Below are 18,124 nucleotides of genomic sequence, written 5' to 3'. Positions count from 1 at the left end.
CCGCCTTCCCCGGTACCATGGGCGGATGCACGCGGCACGCAACATCTTCGCCTATCCCCGGCCGAATCCGGCACCGGCCGCGGCGCCGTTCCTGCCGATGTCGCGGCAGGAGATGGACGCGCTCGGCTGGGACAGCTGCGACATCGTGCTGGTGACGGGCGACGCCTATGTCGACCACCCGAGCTTCGGCATGGCGATCATCGGCCGCTTCCTCGAGGCCCACGGTTTTCGTGTCGGCATGATCGCCCAGCCGGACTGGCAGGGCGCGGCGGACTTCCGCCGGCTCGGCCGCCCGCGCCTGTTCTTCGGCATCACCGCGGGCAACATGGATTCGATGGTGAATCGCTACACGGCGGATCGGCGCATCCGCAGCGACGATGCCTACACCGCGGGCGGCGTCGGCGGCCGGCGGCCGGACCGCTCGGTGATCGTCTACTCGCAGCGGGCGCGCGAGGCCTACGGCGATGTGCCGATCGTCATCGGCGGCATCGAGGCGTCGTTGCGCCGCATCGCGCACTTCGACTACTGGTCGGAGAAGGTGCGCCGCTCGGTGCTGCTGGATTCGAAGGCGGACCTGCTGGTGTTCGGCAACGCTGAACGCCAGCTGGCGGAGATCGCCCACCGCCTGGATGCGGGCGAGCCGGTGGCGGCGCTGACCGACCTCCGCGGCACCGCCTTCGTGCGCCGGGATTTTCCCGAGGGCTGGGTGGAGATCGATTCCACCAGCATCGACGAGCCGGGGGCGCTCAATCCGCCGGTCGATCCTTACGCCACGGCGGAAACGGGCAGGGCCGACTCCTCAGCGGGGGTGTCAGCTGGCATGGGGAGCCCCACCTCCTCCTGCCTGAAGTCGTCGGCGGGGCTCCCCATGCCAGCTGACGCCACTCGCTCGGATCCCCTGCTTGTCGGAGCGGTGGCGCGCAGCAGTGCACGCACTGTCGTCGAAGCGGGCCCCGGGATGGCCGCCGACGACTTCAGGCAGGAGGAGGTGGCCATCCCGGGGCCCGCCCAGCCGGCGGCCCGATCGCCCGCGTCGGCGACTGCCGCCGACGACTTCAGGCAGGAGGAGGTGGCCATCCCGGGGCCCGCCCAGCCGGCGCCTCGATCGCCCGCGTCAGCCACTGCCGCCGACCACCGCATCGTGCAATCCCAGCGCGAGGTGAAGGCTGGCGAGCGCAGCCGCAGCGTCATCCGCATTCCCGGCTACCGCCAGGTCCTCGAAGACCCCGTCCTCTACGCCCACGCCTCGCGCATCCTCCACCTCGAATCCAATCCCGGCAACGCCCGCGCCCTCGTCCAGCGCCATGGCGACGTCGACCTGTGGCTCAACCCGCCGCCCATCCCGCTCACCACGCAGGAGATGGACGCCATCTACGAGCTCCCCTACCAGCGCCGCCCGCACCCGGCCTATGGCGAGGCGAAGATTCCCGCCTACGAGATGATCCGCTTCTCCATCGCCATCCAGCGCGGCTGCTTCGGCGGCTGCACCTTCTGCTCCATCACCGAGCACGAGGGGCGCATCATCCAGAGCCGCTCGGAGAAATCCGTGCTGCGCGAGATCGAGAAGGTGCGCGACAACGTGCCGGGCTTCACCGGCATCATCTCCGACCTCGGCGGGCCCACCGCCAACATGTACCGGCTGGCCTGTCGCAGCCGCTCGATCGAGGCCGCCTGCCGCAAGCCCTCCTGCGTGTATCCCGGCATCTGCCCCAACATGAGCACGGATCATTCGGCGCTGATCCGCCTCTACCGCAAGGCGCGCGAGCTGCCGGGCATCCGCAAGGTGCTGATCGCCTCGGGCGTGCGCTACGACCTGGCCACGCAGTCCCCGGAGTACGTGAAGGAACTCGCCCAGCACCATGTCGGCGGCTACCTGAAGATCGCCCCGGAGGCCGTCTCGGAGGGGCCGCTGACGAAGATGATGAAGCCGGGGATCGGCGCCTATTACCGCTTCCGCGAGCTGTTCGAGCAGTACTCGAAGGAGGCGGGCAAGGAGCAGTACCTCATTCCCTATTTCATCGCCGCGCACCCGGGCACCAGCGAGGAAGACATGCTGGAGCTGGCGCTGTGGCTGAAACAGAACGGCTACCGCGCCGACCAGGTGCAGGCCTTCCTGCCCTCGCCGATGGCCACCGCCACGGCGATGTACTACTCCGGGCGCAACCCGCTGCGGCGGGTCAGGCGCGACGGCGAGCAGGTGCGCATCCCCAGGGGCCTGAAGCTGCGCCGCCTGCACAAGGCGTTCCTGCGCTACCACGACCCGGAGAACTGGCCGGTGCTGCGCGATGCCCTGCGCCGCATGGGCCGCGCCGACCTGATCGGCAACGGCGCGCACCAGCTGGTGCCCGCCTACCAGCCCGCCGGCACGGGCCAGCAGGGCGAGGGCCGGCGCCAGGCCGTGCGCGGCCGCCCGTTCCGCACCCAGCACACCGGCTTGCCCGACCGGCCGCCGCGCGCCGGCGGCCGGCGACGCAAGCCCTGAGCAGCGGCTTGTCACGCGCGGCACCTCCTGGCGCCGGGGCATCCGGCAGGGGCGCGGCAATTGGCCGCACCACGGGTTCCGGACGCGGCTGGGCCGCGCGGGATGGTTGTGGCATCCTTCGCCACGCCGCCACAATCACCAGCAGAACCTCCCGGCCCATGCGTCGCGCCATCGCCCTGATGCTCATGGTTCTCGTGCCCCTGCAGTACAGCTGGGCCGCGGCGAGCCTGCACCTGCATCCGGGCGAAGTGACCGCGGGCGAGGTGCATCAGCCGGCCAGCCAGCTGGCCGGTGCCGACATGGCCGGCCCCGGCCCTGACGGCGACAGCAGCCCGGCCGATGGCGAACACGGTCATCACTGCAACCACGTGCCGTCCCTGATCATCCCGGACTGCACCCCGCTGGCCGGCATCCAGCCGTCCGGCAAGCCCGCGCCCGCCCTGGCTGGCATCCACGCCTCGCATATCCCCCCGGTCCGCGATCGCCCGCCACGCAGCGCGGGCTGAGCCGGACCCGGCCCCGACGCGGGCCCCTTTCGAGGCAGGCGTGCCAGCCGGGAGCTGGTGTCGTCGCCAACCCAGGAGCGTGTGATGCACCGTCTGTTTGTCATTCTCGTGCCGTTTCTTGTCCTGTCCGCCCAGGCAGAGGACAAGCCCATCGCCTTCAGCGCCGAACAGCGCGCGGCGCTGGGCGTCGTCACCGCGCCGCTGTCGGCCGATGCCGGCACCGCGGCCGCGGGCCTGCCGGCTACGGTGACCGTGCCGCCGGACCGCGAGCGCGTGGTGGCGGCGCCGGTGGCCGGGATGATCTCGCGGGTGATGGTCGCGCTCGGCGACAGCGTCAAGGCGGGCCAGCCGGTCGCCACGCTGAGCGGCGAGGCGCTGGCCACCGCGCAGCGCGATACCGCCGAGGCCGCGGTGCAGGCGCGGCTGGCCGGGGAATCGGCGAAGCGCGACGAGGCGCTGTTCCAGGAAGGCATCGTCGCCGAGTCGCGCGTGCAGGCGACCCGCGCCGCGCTGACCCAGGCACGGGCCCACCTCGCGGAGCGGCGCGCTTCGCTGAAGCTCATGGGCTTCTCGGCGGCGGAGATCGCCGCGGCCGAGCAGGGCGAGAAGCTCAGCGACAGCGTCAACCTCGTCGCGCCGATCGCCGGCACCGTGCTGGAGGTGCAGGCGGCGACCGGCGGGCGCGTCGAGGCCGCCACGCCGCTGTTGCGCATCGCCAGCCTCGGCACGCTCTGGCTGGAGATCCACGCGCCGGTGGACATCGCCTCGCTGGTGGCGCCCGGGCAGAAGGTGGTGGTGCCGGGCACCCGCGCCGAGGGCAGCGTGCTGGTGGTGGGCAGCAGCGTCAGCGCGGCGCAGGCGGTGCTGATCCGTGCCCAGGTCGCCAACCCCGGTGGCGAGCTGCGCCTCAACCAGCAGGTGACGGTGCGCATCGAGGGCAAGGCCGGCGCGCAGAAGTGGCGGGTGCCGGGCCGCGCCATCGTGCGCCAGGACGGCAAGGACTGGGTCTTCGTCGAGGCGGCCGGCGGCTTCGTGCCGATGGCGGTGCAGGTGCTGTCGCGCTCCGGGCAGTCGGCCGCGGTCGAGGCGCCGTTCACCGGCAAGGAGCGCGTGGTGGTGGAGGGCGTCGCCGCGGTCAAGGCGGCCTGGCAGGGCATGGGAGGCGAGTAGATGATCGATCGGCTGATCGAGTTCTCGCTCACCCAGCGGCTGCTGGTGCTGGGCCTGACGCTGCTGCTCATTGGTGCCGGCGTGCAGGCCTGGCTCTCGCTGCCCATCGATGCGTTTCCGGACATCTCCACCACGCAGGTGAAGATCATCCTCAAGGCGCCGGGCATGACGCCGGAGGAGATCGAGGCGCGCATCGCCGCGCCCATCGAGACCGAGATGCTCGGCATCCCGCGCCAGCGCATCCTGCGCTCGGTGTCGAAGTACGGGCTCACCGACATCACCGTGGATTTCGAGGACAGTGCCGACATCTACTGGGCGCGCAGCCAGGTGGCCGAGCGCCTGAACAACGTGCTGGCGGATCTGCCGGAGGGCGTCACCGGTGGCCTGGCTCCCATCACCACGCCGCTGTCCGACGTGTACATGTTCACCATCGAGGGCGAGACCCTGGGCCTCGCCGAGCGGCGCGCGCTGCTCGACTGGGTGATCCGCCCGCAGCTGCGCACGCTGCCGGGCGTGGCCGATGTCAACTCGCTCGGCGGCCTGGTGAAGACCTTCGAGGTGGCGCCGGACAACGCCGCCATGAGCGCGCGCGGCGTCACGCTCGGCGAGCTGGCTGACGCCATCCAGGCGAGTAACCGCAACGACGGCGCCGGCCGCCTCACCGACGGCGAGGAGGTCTGGCTGCTGCGCGTGGAGGGCGCCGTGCAGAGCCTCGAGCAGCTCGCCGGCATCGTCGTCAAGGACGTCAATGGCGTGCCGGTGCGCGTGGCCGACGTCGCCGAGGTGCGCCTCGGCGCGCTCACCCGCTATGGCGGCGTGACCCAGGATGGCCGCGGCGAGGCCGTGGAGGGCCTGGTGCTGGCGCTGCGGGGCGCCAATGCGCAACAGGTGACGGCCGCCGTCGAGGCCCGCCTTGCCGAATTGGCGCCCACGCTGCCGGAAGGCATCACCATCCGGCCGTTCTACGATCGCTCGGTACTGGTCGAGCACGCCGTGGGCACGGTGTCCACCGCGCTGCTCGAGGCGACGGTGCTGGTGCTGGCCCTGCTGTTCCTGTTCCTCGGCAACGTGCGCGCCGCGCTCACCGTGGCGCTGACGCTGCCGCTTGCGGCGCTGGCGACTTTCGTGCTGATGCGCCGGGTGGGCCTCTCGGCCAACCTCATGAGCCTCGGCGGCCTGGCCATCGCCATCGGCATGCTGGTGGATGGCGCGGTGGTGGTGGTGGAGAACATCGTCACGCACCTCGCCCATGACCACAGCCGCCAGAACAAGCTCCACCAGGTATTCCGCGCGGTGCGCGAGGTGGGCACGCCGGTGGTCTCGGGCGTGCTGATCATCATGATCGTGTTCATGCCGCTGCTGACCCTGGAGGGGATCGAGGGCAAGCTGTTCGTGCCGGTGGCGCTGACCATCGTCTTCGCGCTGGGCGCCGCCCTGCTGCTGTCGCTGACCGTGGTGCCGGTGCTTGCCTCGTGGCTGATGGAGGCGGGCGCGCACGAGGATCCCTGGCTGCTGCGCCAGGCGGTGCGCCTGTACACGCCCATCCTCGACTTCGCACTGGCACGCACGCGCCCGGTGATGATTGCAGCCGTCGCCGTGCTGGCCATGGCCGTCGTCCTGTTCCCCTTCATCGGCAAGTCGTTCATGCCGACGCTCGACGAGGGCGACTTGCTGATCCAGCTGGAGAAGCTGCCCTCGATCAGCCTCGAGGAGAGCCTGGACCTGGACCTCAAGGTGCAGCAAGCCATCATGCAGCAGGTGCCCGAGGTCGTGGGTGCCGTGGCGCGGGTGGGCTCCGACGAAATCGGCCTCGACCCCATGGGACTCAACGAGACCGACGGCTACCTGGTGCTGAAGCCCAGGGACCAGTGGCGGCAGCCCGACAAGGAGTGGCTGGCTGATCAGATCCGGCGGGTCATGGAGGGCTTTCCCGGCATCAGCTACGGCTTCACCCAGCCGATCGACATGCGCGTCTCCGAGATGCTGACCGGCAGTCGCGGTGACCTGGCGGTGAAGCTGTTCGGTACCGACATCGAGACACTCAACCATCTTGCCGACCAGGTGGAGGCCATCGTCGCCTCGGTGCCGGGCGCGCAGGACGTGCTCAGCAAGAAGAACGAAGGCGTGCAGTACCTGCAGGCCAGGGTGGACCGCCTCGCCGCCGGCCGCTACGGCCTGACGGTCGACGATGTCTCGGCCTTTCTCAAGGCCCAGCTCGAGGGCCTGCCCGTCGGCATCGTGCAGGAGGGCATCCGGCGCACGCCGCTGGTGCTGCGGGCCGGGGAGGAGGTACGCATGTCGCCGGCGCTGTTCGAGGTGCTGCGCATCCCGACACCGGGCGGGGTTGCCATCCCGCTGCGGGAGGTGGTGCGCCTGGAGCGCACCGACGGTCCCGTGGCCATCAACCGCGAGAACGCCGCGCGCTACGTGACGGTGCAGAGCAACGTCGCGGACCGGGATCTGGTCGGCTTCGTCGATGAGGTGCGTGCCCGCATGGGCGCGGAGCTGCAACTGCCGGATGGCTACCACGTTGTGTACTCCGGCCAGTTCGAGAACCAGCAGCGCGCCGCGGCGCGCCTGGCCCTTGTCGTGCCGGTCTCGCTGGCGCTGATCTTCGCCCTGCTGTTCACCACCTTCCACTCGGTGAAGCAGGCTGCGCTGGTGCTCGCCAACGTGCCCTTCGCGCTGGTGGGCGGCGTGGCGGCGCTGTTCATCAGCGGCGAGTACCTGTCGGTGCCGGCCTCGGTGGGCTTCATCGCCCTGCTCGGCATCGCCGTGCTCAACGGCGTGGTGATGGTGAGCTACTTCAACCAGCTCGCCGGGCAGGGCATGCCCGGGGACAGCGTGGTGCGCGAGGGCGCCCTGCGCCGGCTGCGGCCGGTGCTGATGACCGCGAGCATCACCGCCTTCGGCCTGGTGCCGCTGCTGCTCGCCAGCGGCCCGGGGTCGGAGATCCAGAAGCCGCTGGCCATCGTCGTCGTCGGCGGGCTGGTGTCCTCCACGGCACTGACGCTGGTGCTGCTGCCGGTGCTGTACCGGCGCTTCATCCTGGGAGGTGACCTGAAATGAGCCTGGTGCAGCTGACGCTGGTGGCGCCGAGCCAGCTGGAGGAAGCGCTGGTGGAGGGCCTGCTGGCGCACCCGGAACTGGCTACGGGTTTCACCGTGGCCCGCGCCGAGGGCCATGGCACGCGGGCCGACACGCTGAGCGTGCAGGAGCAGGTCCGCGGGCGGGCCGACCGCTGCGAGGTGCAGGTGGTGCTGGAGGCCGACCAGGCGCGGGCGCTGGTCGACGGCCTGAAGGCGGCGCTGCCGACGCGCGAGATCATGTACTGGATCGTGCCCGTGACTGAAATCGGGAGGCTGGCATGAGCCGGCACATTGCCTGGATTGCCTTGCTGGTCGCCGGCGCCGCGCCGGCGGCCGAATTCACGCCGCCGGCGGACCTGCCGCCCATCGAGGTGGTGGGGGCGGTGCTCGACGACCACCCGGTGGTGCGCGAGGCGGAGGCGCGGCTGCGGGTGGCGGGGGCCGAGCGCGACGCCCTCGATGCCGGCCCGCACGAGCTCGAGCTGCGCGTGGCCGGACAGCGGCGCGACATCGCCGGTGTCGCCGATCGCTCCGACGAATGGGCCGCGGGCATCGAGCGCGGCTTCCGGCTGTTCGGCAAGGCGGGGCTCGACGCCGACATCGGCGCCCGCGGCGTCGACGAGGCGCGCGAGAAGGTGGGCGACGCCCGCCACGAGACCGCGCGCCACCTGCTCGGCCTGTGGTACGAGGCGCTGCGCGCGCTGACGGAGACGCGATTGCGCACCAGCCAGGCCAGCCTGCTGGAGGAGGTGCGCGGCACCGTGGCGGCACGCAACCGGCGTGGCGATGCGGCCCGCCTCGAACTGCTCGAGGCCGATGCCGCGCTGGCCCAGGCGCGCTCGCAGAAGCAGCAGGCACTCGGACGGCAGCAGGCGGCGCTCGCCGGGCTGCGCGCCAGCTTCCCGAGCCTGCCGCCGGCCACGCCGCGGGCCGCCGAGCCGGTGCTGCCGGCCGGGACCGAGGCGGAGTGGACCGCCGCCACCCTCGAGCACAACCACGAACTGCTGGCGGTGCAGAGTGCCCTGGAGGGCAGCCGCCTCGCGGCGCGGCGGGCGAGCCGCGACCGCCTGCCCGACCCGACCCTCGGCCTGTTCTATGCCAACGAGCAGTTCGGCGACGAGAAGATCGTCGGCATGAGCCTCGCCGTGCCCATCGGTATCGGCGCGCGCAGCGCCGAGGCCGACCGGCGGCGCGGGCAGGCGGATGCGCTGGCGGAGCTGGAGACCGCGACCCGCAGGCGCCTCGAGGCCGAGGCCGTGGTCAACTGGGAGCGCGCCGCGACCGGCATCGAGACCTGGCGGCAACTGCGCGATGCCTCCGCGGCCATGACCCGGCATGCCGACCTGGCGCGCCGCGCCTACGAGCTCGGCGAGATGCCGCTGGCGGAATCGCTGCTGGCGCGTCGCAATGCCGCGGAGGCCGAGGTTGCCGCCGAGCAGGCGCGCCTGGATGCCAACGAGGCGATCGCCCGCCTGCTGCTGGATTCGCATCGCATGTGGTCCACGCACGACGACGACGAGCCGCATGGCGGCTGAGCCGGCATGGCGCGCCGTGTGCGCGCCGCTGCTGGCGCTGGGGCTGGTCGGCGCGCCCACCCCGGCCGCGGCGGTGGACGAGATGGTGGTGACGGGCACGCGCCTGGCGGCGACGCCGGCGGGCCTGCCCGGCACGGTGCTCGACCGGGAGCTGATCGACGCGCGTGGTGACAGCGGCGTGGCCGACCTGCTGCGCGCGGTGCCCGGCGTGCACCTGGTGCAGCCGGGCGCCGGGGGCGTCAGCCAGCTGTTCATGCGCGGCAGCGAGCCGAACTTCACCGTCTTCCTGGTCGATGGCATCAAGGTCAACGACCCCACCAACACCCGCGGCGGCTCCTTCGATTTCGCGTCGCTGAGCCTCGCTGACCTCGAGCGCATCGAGATCGTGCGCGGGCCGGAGTCTTCCATCTACGGTTCGGACGGCCTCGCCGGGGTCATCAACTTCATCAGCCCGGCGGGCGGCGGGCCGCTCGCCGCGGCCGTGGAGGGCGAGGCCGGTGGCGACGGCTACCGGCGCGCCAGCCTGCAGCTCGGCGGCGCGGCCGGCGATGGCGGCTTCTCGCTGCAGGCCACCAGCCGCGATGACGGCGAGGCGGTGCCCGGCAGCACCTACGAAGCCGACGGCGTCAGCGGCCGCCTGCGCCTGCTGCCTGCCGGGGGGCTGGTGGCCAACCTCTACGGGCGCTACGCCGATACCCGCAGCACGTCGTTTCCCGAGCAGAGCGGCGGGCCGGAGCAGGCGGTGCTGCGCAGCCTCGATCAGGCGAGCGCGCGGGACTACGCGCTCGGCGCTGATTTCGACTGGTCGCTCGGCCCGCGCTGGTCGATCCAGGGCCAGGCCAGCCACTACGACCGCGATGGCCGCTACGACTCCCCGGGCATCTACCCGGGAGACCAGGTGCCGCCCAACGGCGCGCGCAACGAATTGCAGCGCGACCACGCCGCACTGCGCACCACGCTGGCGGCCAGTGCCGGCCGCGCGACGCTGGCCGCCACGGCCGGCGCGGATTTCCAGCACGAGTCCGGCGAGTCCGACGGCTACGTCGATTTCGGCCCGGTGCGCATGCCGAATGCCTTCTCGCTGGAGCGCGACACCGTCGGCCTGTTCGTCGAGGGCCGGCTGCAGGCCGGGGAGACCTGGCTGCTGCAGGCGAGCCTGCGGCGTGACGACGCGGAGGGTTTCGCCGCCGAGACCACCGGCCGCCTCGGCGCCAGCTATTCGCCGAACGACGGGCGCACGCGCCTGCGCGCCGACTGGGGCACCGCCTTCAAGCTGCCGAGCTTCTTCGCGCTCGGCAGCCCGCTGGTGGGCGAACCGGGGCTGCGGCCGGAGAAGAGCCGCGGCGCGGAGGCGGGCATCGTCCAGCGCCTCGGCAGCGCCGGCGAACTCGCGCTGACGCTGTTCGACTACGAGTTCGAGGACCTCATCGATCTCGATCCCGCCACCTTCCGCAACGTCAACCGCGACCGCGTCACCAGCCACGGTGCCGAGCTCGGCGCGAGCCTGGCGCTGTCGCCGGCGCTGGTGCTGCGTGCCCATGTGACCTGGACCGACATCGACGTCGAGCAAAGCGACCGCGAGCTGCTGCAGCGGCCGGACTGGCGCGGCGGCTTGTCGGCCCGCTGGTCGCCGGCGCAGGGCTGGTCGCTCGACCTCGACTGGCTCTACGTGGGCGAGAGCCTCGATTACGCCATCCCCACCGGCGAGCAGACGCTCGGTGCCTGGAATCGCCTCGACCTCAACCTGGCCTGGTCGGTGACGGCGCGCCTGCGCCTGGCGCTGGCCATCGACAACCTGCTCGACGCCGGCTACCAGGAGGCGATCGGCTTTCCGGCGGCGGGTTTCCGGCCGCGCCTGTCGCTGCGCTACCGCTTCGGCGGCTGAGCAGGGCCGCCATTGCCCGCGGCCGCGCCGGCCGCTATCGTCGCGGCAAGGGGAGGAGAACCAGGCACATGCAATCCGGGCAGCAGACCAGAATCCGGTGGCGGGCGGCGTGCGTCGCCATTGTCGCCATGGCCGGCATCGCCGCGGCGCTCGGCGGCTGCGGCAGGTCCGCGGCGCCCACCGGCCCGGCCGCGACCGCGGCCGCCACCGGGCACGAGCTGGTGCAGCGCCACTGCCTGCGCTGCCATCTCGAACCCGATCCCGCCGACCTGCCGAAGGAGTACTGGCCCTACGCGCTGCACTACATGGGCAACTACGTCGGCATGAAGGGCGACGAGTTCCCCGACATGCGCGTGGAGCCGGCGCCGCCGGAGATGGAGCCGGTGAAGGACTACACCAAGCGCTACTTCCTCTTCGGGCCGGATGGCTACTACCGCGACCTCTACCCCTTCCGCGAGCACATTCCCGACAAGCCGGAGATGAGCGCGGAGGAGTTCCGCCGCATGCGCGAGTACTTCGTCGCCGCGGCGCGTCCCTCGGCGGAGATGGAACAGCAGGGGCCGAAGCCGCCGGTGACGACGCGCTTCAGGCCGGTGTTCCCGCAGCTGGAGCTCGAGCCCGATGCCCTGGTCATGTCCACGCTGGTGGACCCGCGGCGCCAGCGCCTCTATGTCGGCCGTTCGGTCATCGACGACTGGGTGGGCGGCGGCGAGCGCCGCGCCGGCTTCGACAAGTGGGACGACGTGGTGGCCCTGGACCTGCGCAGCGGCAAGCGCGTGGCGCGCATCCAGGTCACCAGCGATCCCATCGACATGGCGCTCGCGGACAACGGCATCCGCCTCGTCACCCACGGCCGCTTCCCCATGACCCAGGTCGGCATCGCCGCCATCACCGACGTCGATTTCGAGGCGAAGCCGCCCCGCTCGCGCATGCTGGTGACCGGCAAGCAGCGGCTGGTGCAGCACCACACCGCCGACATGAACGGCGACGGCCGGCCCGACATCATCGCCGACGCCTATGGCGACGGCTACGCGCAGGGCGCGCACAGCCTGCTGGCGATCTGGTACCAGCAGCCGGACTACGCCGCGCAGTGGCGCAGGGCGCCGGCGGAGATTCCCCCCGGCGTCATGCCCGGGCTGCGCGAGAAGGTCATCGCCGAGGATGCCGGGCTGATCGGCAATACCATCGCCGACTTCGACGGCGACGGGCGGCCCGATGTCGCCGCGCTCATCGCCCAGGGCCGGCAGGAGCTGGTGATCTTCACCAGCAACGGCGACGAGACCTTCACGCGCCACCTCATCGACCAGCACACGCCCTCCTGGGGCGGCAACAGCCTGCAGGCGGCGGACTTCGACGGCGACGGCGACGCGGACCTGGTGGTGCTCAACGGCGACAACGTCAACGGCAACCACTTCGGCAAGGTCATCCCGGCACCGCGGCCGCAGCACGGCATCCGCGTGTTCCGCAACGACGGCGGCATGAAGTTCACCATGGCCTGGTACTACCGCATGCACGGCGCCATCCGCCCGGTGGTGCACGATTTCGACGGTGACGGCGACCCGGACATCGCCGCCATCGCCCTGTTCCCCGAGTGGAACGAGGACGAGCCGGAGACCTTCGTGTACCTGGAGAACAAGGGCGGGCTGCAGTTCGTGCCACAGTCGATCCCGCGGGAGTTCTTCAGCGTCTGGTGCTCGATCGAGGCCGCGGACGTCAATGGCGACGGCCGCACCGACATCGTCCTCGGGCTCGGCAACTTCCCCGAGCTGGTGCCGCCGGACTGGCTGACCGCGCACCCGGCCATGCAGGGCCGGGGCGGCCACGCGCCGAGCGTCATCTTCCTGCTCAACCAGGGCTGAGCCTTGGAGCCGGCGGTCCACGTCCGCGGCAAGGTGGCGCTGGTCAGCGGCGCGGCCCAGGGCATCGGCGCGGCCTGCGCGCGCATGCTGGCGGCGCACGGTGCGCGGGTGCTGGTGGCCGATCTCGACCATGCCGGCGCCGGCACGGTCGCCGCGGAGATCCGCGGCGCGGGCGGCACCGCCGAGGCGATCGCGCTGGACGTGACCCGCGAGGCCGACTGGCGCCAGGCGGTGGCCGCGGCGACCGACCGCCACGGCGGTCTCGACGTGCTGGTCAACAATGCCGGCATCGCCCTGGTGCAGGCGCTGGTCGACACCAGCCTCGAGCAGTGGCACCGGGTCCATGCGGTGAACCTCGATGGCGTGTTCCTCGGTACCCGCGAGGCGGTCGCCGCCATGCGCCCCGGCGGCCGCGCGGGCCGGGGCGGCTCGATCATCAACATCTCCTCGGTGGGCGGCCTGATCGGCTCGGAGCGGCTCACCGCCTACTGTTCCACCAAGGGTGGCGTGCGCCTGTTCAGCAAGAGCGTCGCCATCGAGTGCGGCCGCGCCGGCTACGGCATCCGCGTCAATTCCGTGCACCCCGGCAACACCGACACGCCGATGTTCCGCCGCGAGCTGCAGGACATGCTCGACAAGGGCATGGCGGCGAGCCTCGACGAGGCGCGGCGCTTCTTCATGGACATGCAGGTGCTGCCGATGATCGGCGAGCCGGGCGACGTCGCCGCCATGGTGCTGTTCCTCGCCTCCGATGCGGCGCGCTTCGTCACCGGCGCGGAGTTCGTCGTCGATGGCGGGCTGACCGCGCAGTGACGCAGCGGGCCGGCATGGCGAGGACACTGCTGGTCTGCGCGGTCTACGCGCTGGGGCCGGCCGCCATGATCCTGATGCCGATGATCGTCGGCGGCCTGGTGGATGGCTACGGCTACAGCGAGCAGCAGGCCGGCAACATCGCCGCCATGGAGGGCTTCGGCCTGGTCGTCGCCTCGGTGCTCGCCGCGCTGTGGATCCGCGCCGTCTCCTGGACCCGCGCGCTGCTCGCGTCGTTCCTCGCCTATGCCGCGCTCAACGCGGTCAGCGCCGGTGTCGAAGGCTACGCGCCGCTGCTGGCGCTGCGCTTCCTCAGCGGCTTCGCCGGCGGCTGCGTGTTCGCGGTGACGGTGGCGGCGCTCGGCGACGAGCGCGAGCCGGATCGCGCCTTCGGCTTCGCCCAGGCGGTGCAGGGCGCGCTGATGCTGGCGGCCTTCTTCGCCGCGCCCCTGCTGCTGGCGCAGGGCGGGGTGGGTGCGCTCTACGCGCTGCTCGCCGCCGCGTCGCTGGTGATGCTGGCGACGCTGCGCCGCTTTCCCGCACACGGCCGCGACATCGGCGCCCCTGTCGCCGGCGCTGCTGCGGCCACCGGCGGTACCGCGCTGATCTGGCTCGGGCTGGTCGCCAGCGTGGCCTTCTTCGCCAACGTCTTCGGCTTCTGGGCCTTCGTCGAGCGCATCGGCCAGGCGGCGCAGCTGCCCGCCGCGACCATCGGCCTGGCGCTCGGCATCTCGCAGGTCACCGCCATCGCCGGGGCGCTGGCCGCCGCCTGGGCCAGCGACCGCTACGGGCGCGGCTGGCCGCTGCTGATGGTGCTCGTCGGCCAGTGCGCGGCGCTGTTCGCGCTCATGGGCGCCTTCGGCTCGGTCACCTATTTCCTCGCCACCGGCGTCTACCAGGCGCTGTTCATCGTCGCCGTGTCCTACCAGATGGGCGCGGTGGCGCAGCTCGATACCGGCGGGCGCTTCCTCGTGATGATGACCGGCGCCCAGGGGCTCGGCGGCGCCATCGGCCCGGCGCTCGCCGGGGCGCTGATTGGCGAGGGCAACGAATACGGCGGGGTGATGCGGATGGCCGCGCTGCTCTGCGCGCTCGGCACGCTGGCCTTCCTCTTTATTGTGTATCGCGGCAGCGCGCCTGTAACATCCCCCTCCGATGCCTGAGCCTGCGCCAAAGCCCGTCGCACCCTACCTCGCCGTCGGCCTCTCCACGGTCATCTACGGCATCTGCGAGCGCTCCCAGATCCGCCACAACCTCGACACCATCGAGGAGGCGATCCACGCCGCGGTCTCCATGGTCAACATCAACATGCCGGTGAAGATCATCGCGCTCGCCGAGGGCGCGCTCACCGGCTTCACCGACGAGATCTTCGACCTCTCCCACACCATGGCGGCGCGCGAGCTGTTCATCGAGGTGCCGGGCGAGGAGACCACGCGGCTCGGCCGCCTGGCCAGGCTCTACGGCACCTACATCATCGGCCAGTGCAAGGCGCGCTGGCCCGAGGTGATGCCGGACCGCTACTTCAACACGCTGTTCGTCATCGCGCCGAGCGGCGAGGTGGTGCACAAGGCGGCGAAGAACCACCTCTGGTGCCGCGAGCATTCCTGCACGCCGCACGATGTCTACGACCGCTGGGTCGAGCTCTTCGGCGACGGCATCGAGGCCTTCTACCCGGTGCTGAAGACGCAGGACATCGGCAACATCGGCACCATCTGCTGCAGCGACGGCGAGTACCCGGAGGCGGTTCGCGCGCTGGCCTTCAACGGTGCCGAGGTGGTCTACCGGCCGAGCGAGGCCACGCCGATGACCACCGCGGGCTATCCGGGCGGCGGCACCTGGATGATCCAGAACCAGGGCCATGCCGAGTTCAACTCGGTCTACATGCTCTGCCCGAACGCGGGCCCGGTGTACCTCGGCGCCAGCTCGAAGCACCCGGTGGACATCGCCGGCGGCAGCGCGCACATCGTCGACTACCGCGGCCAGGTGGTGTCCTACAGCGCCGGCACCAGCAACACCATCGTCGCCGCCACCGTGGACATCGAGGCGCTGCGCAACTTCCGCGCCATGAGCCTCAACAACAACTGGCTGAAGGACCTGCGGGTGGAGCTCTTCCGGCGCATGTACGAGCAGCCGATCCACCCGAAGAACCTCTGGCTGCACGATGACCCGAAGCCGCACGCCGTGGTCGACGAGATCTACCGCGCCAACATCCGCCGCCTCGTGGAGCGCGGCACCTGGACGCGGCCGGCCTACGTGCATCCGGGTTGCCGCTACCAGCCGGCGGGCGATGACACCGACACCTGGGAGGAAGTGAAGCAACGGCTCTGGGGGCCGTGGCTCACCGGCCCGGAAGACTGACACAGGCCAAACGAGCAGGGGGAAGGCAGATGGGGAACAGGACAGCAGCGCTCGCGCTGGGGGCCGCCGTCATGGCGGCGTGGACCGCGATGGCCGGCACGGCACGGGCGGCCGAGGGCGGTGGCATCGAGGAGATCATCGTCACCGCGCAGCGGCGCGAGCAGAACCTGCAGGATGTCGGCATCTCCGTCAGCGCCTTCGGTGCCGAGGAAGTCCGCAACCTCGGCTTCACCAACACGGTGGACGTCGCCAACATGACGCCCAACCTCAGCTACACCACGCCCCAGGCGGCCTCGAGCCAGATCAACTTCTTCCTGCGCGGCGTCGGCCTCAACGACTTCGCCGATGCCCAGGAGAACCCGGTCGCGGTCTACGTCGACGACGTCTACAAGCCGGCCATGGGCGGCCTGGCGCTGCAGCTCTTCGACATCGAGCGCATCGAGGTGCTGCGCGGCCCGCAGGGCGCGCTGTTCGGCCGCAACTCCACCGGCGGCGTGATCCACTACGTCACCAAACGGCCGAGCGAGGCCTTCGACGCCTACGCCGACCTGTCCTACGGCTCGCACGACGAGTTCAAGGGCGAGGGCGCCATCGGCGGCGCGCTGGGCGCGGGCGTCTCGGCCCGCTTCTCGGCCGGCTTCGACAACTACGACGGCTACACCAGGAACCGCACGCCGGACGTGCAGGACTACAACAGCTCGGATGCCGGCGCCGCGCGCCTGCAGCTGCTGTTCCAGCCCAGCGACGACCTCAGCGTCCTGCTCAGCGGCAACTACTCGCGCAACTCCGCGGCCGTGGGCGCCTGGCAGCACCAGTCGACCAAGCCCAGCGCCGATGGCAACAGCAGCCTGCCGCTGCCCGCGGACGAGGACTTCTGGGGCAGCTGCCCGGGCTGCGACGCCTTCGGCTATGTCGACAGCGATGGCGACCCCTGGCGCGGCGACTACGACCGCCCGGGCCGGGTGCGGGTGCAGAACAAGGGCCTGCAGGCCAACCTCGACTGGCGCATCGGCGGCATGGACTTCACCTCCATCACCGCCTACACGACGGTGGACCGCCTGCAGCAGGAGGACTCGGACATGAACCCGTTCCTCATGCCCCCCTACAACCCCGGGCCGATCCCGCCGCCGGAGATCCGCTCCTTCATCGCGCCGAGCTTCGGCGCCGACACCGACACCTTCTCGCAGGAGTTCCGTCTGGCCGGTTCGGCCGACAAGCTGCGCTGGCTGGCTGGCGTGTACTACTTCGACAACAAGGTGGGCGGTCACTACACCCTGAACACGGATGCCATCGGCTTCGTCGACATGGACGCCAACTACCGGCAGGACACCGAATCCTGGGACCTGTTCGGCCAGGTCGAGTACGACCTCGCGGCGGACTGGACCGTGATCGCCGGCCTGCGCTGGACCAGCGAGGACAAGGACCTCGACTACAGCAACACCGACAGCTCGGGCATCGTCGCCTTCTGCTCGACGACGCCGGCGCCGCCCTGCACCAACCCGGATCCCACTCCCATCAGCCCGTCGCGGCCGACAGCCGACTACCTCATGCTGTTCAACAGCGCCTCGGTGGGCAGCCTGGCGAAGCATGACGACAGCTACCTCACCGGTCGCCTGCAGCTCAACTGGAAGGCCAGCGACGACGTGCTGCTCTACGGCTCGATCTCGCGCGGCAAGAAGTCGGCCGGCTTCAACAACGGCTTCCTCGACCAGACGCAGATCTTCGGCAACAACCCGATCGACAGCGTGCCCTTCGGCACCGAGACGCTGGATGCCTACGAGCTCGGCGTGAAGTCCACGGTGCTGTCCTCCACAACGCGGCTGAACGCCTCGGTGTTCTACTACGACTACAAGGACTTCCAGACCTTCCAGTGGCTGATCCTCAACCAGGTCATCTTCAACACCGACGCCGAGGTGTATGGCGCGGAGCTGGAGATCGACAGCCGGCCGATCGAGGGCCTGACGCTGCAGGCGGGCCTGGGCCTGCTGCACGCCACCGCGGACGACATCCCGACCATCACCGGCGATGCGGTACGCGAGCGCGAGATGGTCGGCGCCCCCGACCTCAGCCTCGATGCCCTGGTGCGCTACGAATGGCCGGCCCTCGGCGGCACGCTGGCGCTGCAGGCCGCGGGCAGCTACCACGAGGACATCTGGTACGACATCCAGAACCACCCGGTCTCGAAGGAGAACGGCTACACGCTGGTCAACTTCCGCGGTTCCTACACCAGCGGCGACCGCGCCTGGGAGCTCTACGCCTACGTGAACAACGCCTTCGAGGAAGAGTACAAGGCCTACACCTTCGACTTCACCGGCCTGTTCGGCTTCAATCAGATCGCCTACGGCGCGCCGCGCTGGGCGGGCGTGGGCGCGCGCTTCAACTTCGGCAGCTCCCGGTAGGGAGCACGCCCTGCCTGTCGCCGGCTGGCGC

At 71.1% G+C, this 18,124-nt stretch carries 12 protein-coding genes; all 12 read left to right on the top strand.

Features of this window, described 5'->3' with window-relative positions:
• Positions 1–25: 25 nt before the first annotated feature.
• The 12 genes from HRU81_11150 to HRU81_11095 all read left to right on the top strand — a co-directional run bounded on the left by HRU81_11150 (position 26) and on the right by HRU81_11095 (position 18,093).
• The gene (locus tag HRU81_11150) at positions 26–2,482 is read left to right on the top strand and encodes a YgiQ family radical SAM protein (protein QOJ32621.1); all 2,457 of its coding nucleotides are present in this window, start codon (positions 26–28) and stop codon (positions 2,480–2,482) included.
• Between the two features lie 158 nt (positions 2,483–2,640).
• Complete coding sequence (locus HRU81_11145; protein ID QOJ32620.1) at positions 2,641–2,988, top strand: hypothetical protein; 348 nt, start codon at positions 2,641–2,643, stop codon at positions 2,986–2,988.
• Between the two features lie 84 nt (positions 2,989–3,072).
• Entirely contained in the window at positions 3,073–4,158 is a 1,086-nt protein-coding gene (locus HRU81_11140) for an efflux RND transporter periplasmic adaptor subunit (protein QOJ32619.1), read from the top strand.
• Positions 4,159–7,227: an efflux RND transporter permease subunit gene (locus HRU81_11135; protein QOJ32618.1), complete on the top strand. Its 3,069-nt coding sequence runs from the start codon at positions 4,159–4,161 to the stop codon at positions 7,225–7,227.
• Positions 7,224–7,529, top strand: a complete 306-nt coding sequence (locus HRU81_11130) for a DUF3240 family protein (GenBank protein QOJ32617.1) — start codon at positions 7,224–7,226, stop codon at positions 7,527–7,529. Before HRU81_11135 ends, HRU81_11130 begins: the two co-directional genes overlap by 4 nt.
• On the top strand, positions 7,526–8,782 hold the full coding sequence (locus HRU81_11125) for a TolC family protein (GenBank protein QOJ32616.1): 1,257 nt from the start codon (positions 7,526–7,528) through the stop codon (positions 8,780–8,782). Before HRU81_11130 ends, HRU81_11125 begins: the two co-directional genes overlap by 4 nt.
• A complete protein-coding gene (locus HRU81_11120; protein QOJ32615.1) occupies positions 8,772–10,667 on the top strand; it encodes a TonB-dependent receptor in 1,896 nt (631 codons plus the stop codon). The genes HRU81_11125 and HRU81_11120 overlap by 11 nt, the downstream gene beginning before the upstream one ends.
• Before the next feature lie 128 nt (positions 10,668–10,795).
• Entirely contained in the window at positions 10,796–12,526 is a 1,731-nt protein-coding gene (locus tag HRU81_11115) for a VCBS repeat-containing protein (GenBank protein QOJ32614.1), read from the top strand.
• Between the two features lie 3 nt (positions 12,527–12,529).
• Positions 12,530–13,339, top strand: a complete 810-nt coding sequence (locus HRU81_11110; GenBank protein ID QOJ32613.1) for a glucose 1-dehydrogenase — start codon at positions 12,530–12,532, stop codon at positions 13,337–13,339.
• 14 nt (positions 13,340–13,353) lie between these two features.
• Positions 13,354–14,499: a hypothetical protein gene (locus tag HRU81_11105; protein ID QOJ32612.1), complete on the top strand. Its 1,146-nt coding sequence runs from the start codon at positions 13,354–13,356 to the stop codon at positions 14,497–14,499.
• Entirely contained in the window at positions 14,492–15,694 is a 1,203-nt protein-coding gene (locus tag HRU81_11100) for a hydrolase (protein QOJ32611.1), read from the top strand. Before HRU81_11105 ends, HRU81_11100 begins: the two co-directional genes overlap by 8 nt.
• Positions 15,695–15,723: 29 nt before the next feature.
• The gene (locus tag HRU81_11095) at positions 15,724–18,093 is read left to right on the top strand and encodes a TonB-dependent receptor (GenBank protein ID QOJ32610.1); all 2,370 of its coding nucleotides are present in this window, start codon (positions 15,724–15,726) and stop codon (positions 18,091–18,093) included.
• The last annotated feature ends 31 nt before the right edge of the window (positions 18,094–18,124 follow it).

Source organism: Gammaproteobacteria bacterium (genome assembly GCA_015709695.1).
Classification (GTDB): Bacteria; Pseudomonadota; Gammaproteobacteria; order Steroidobacterales.
Note: the sequence above shows the minus strand (reverse complement) of the source record. Positions and strands in the feature narration are given on the sequence as shown.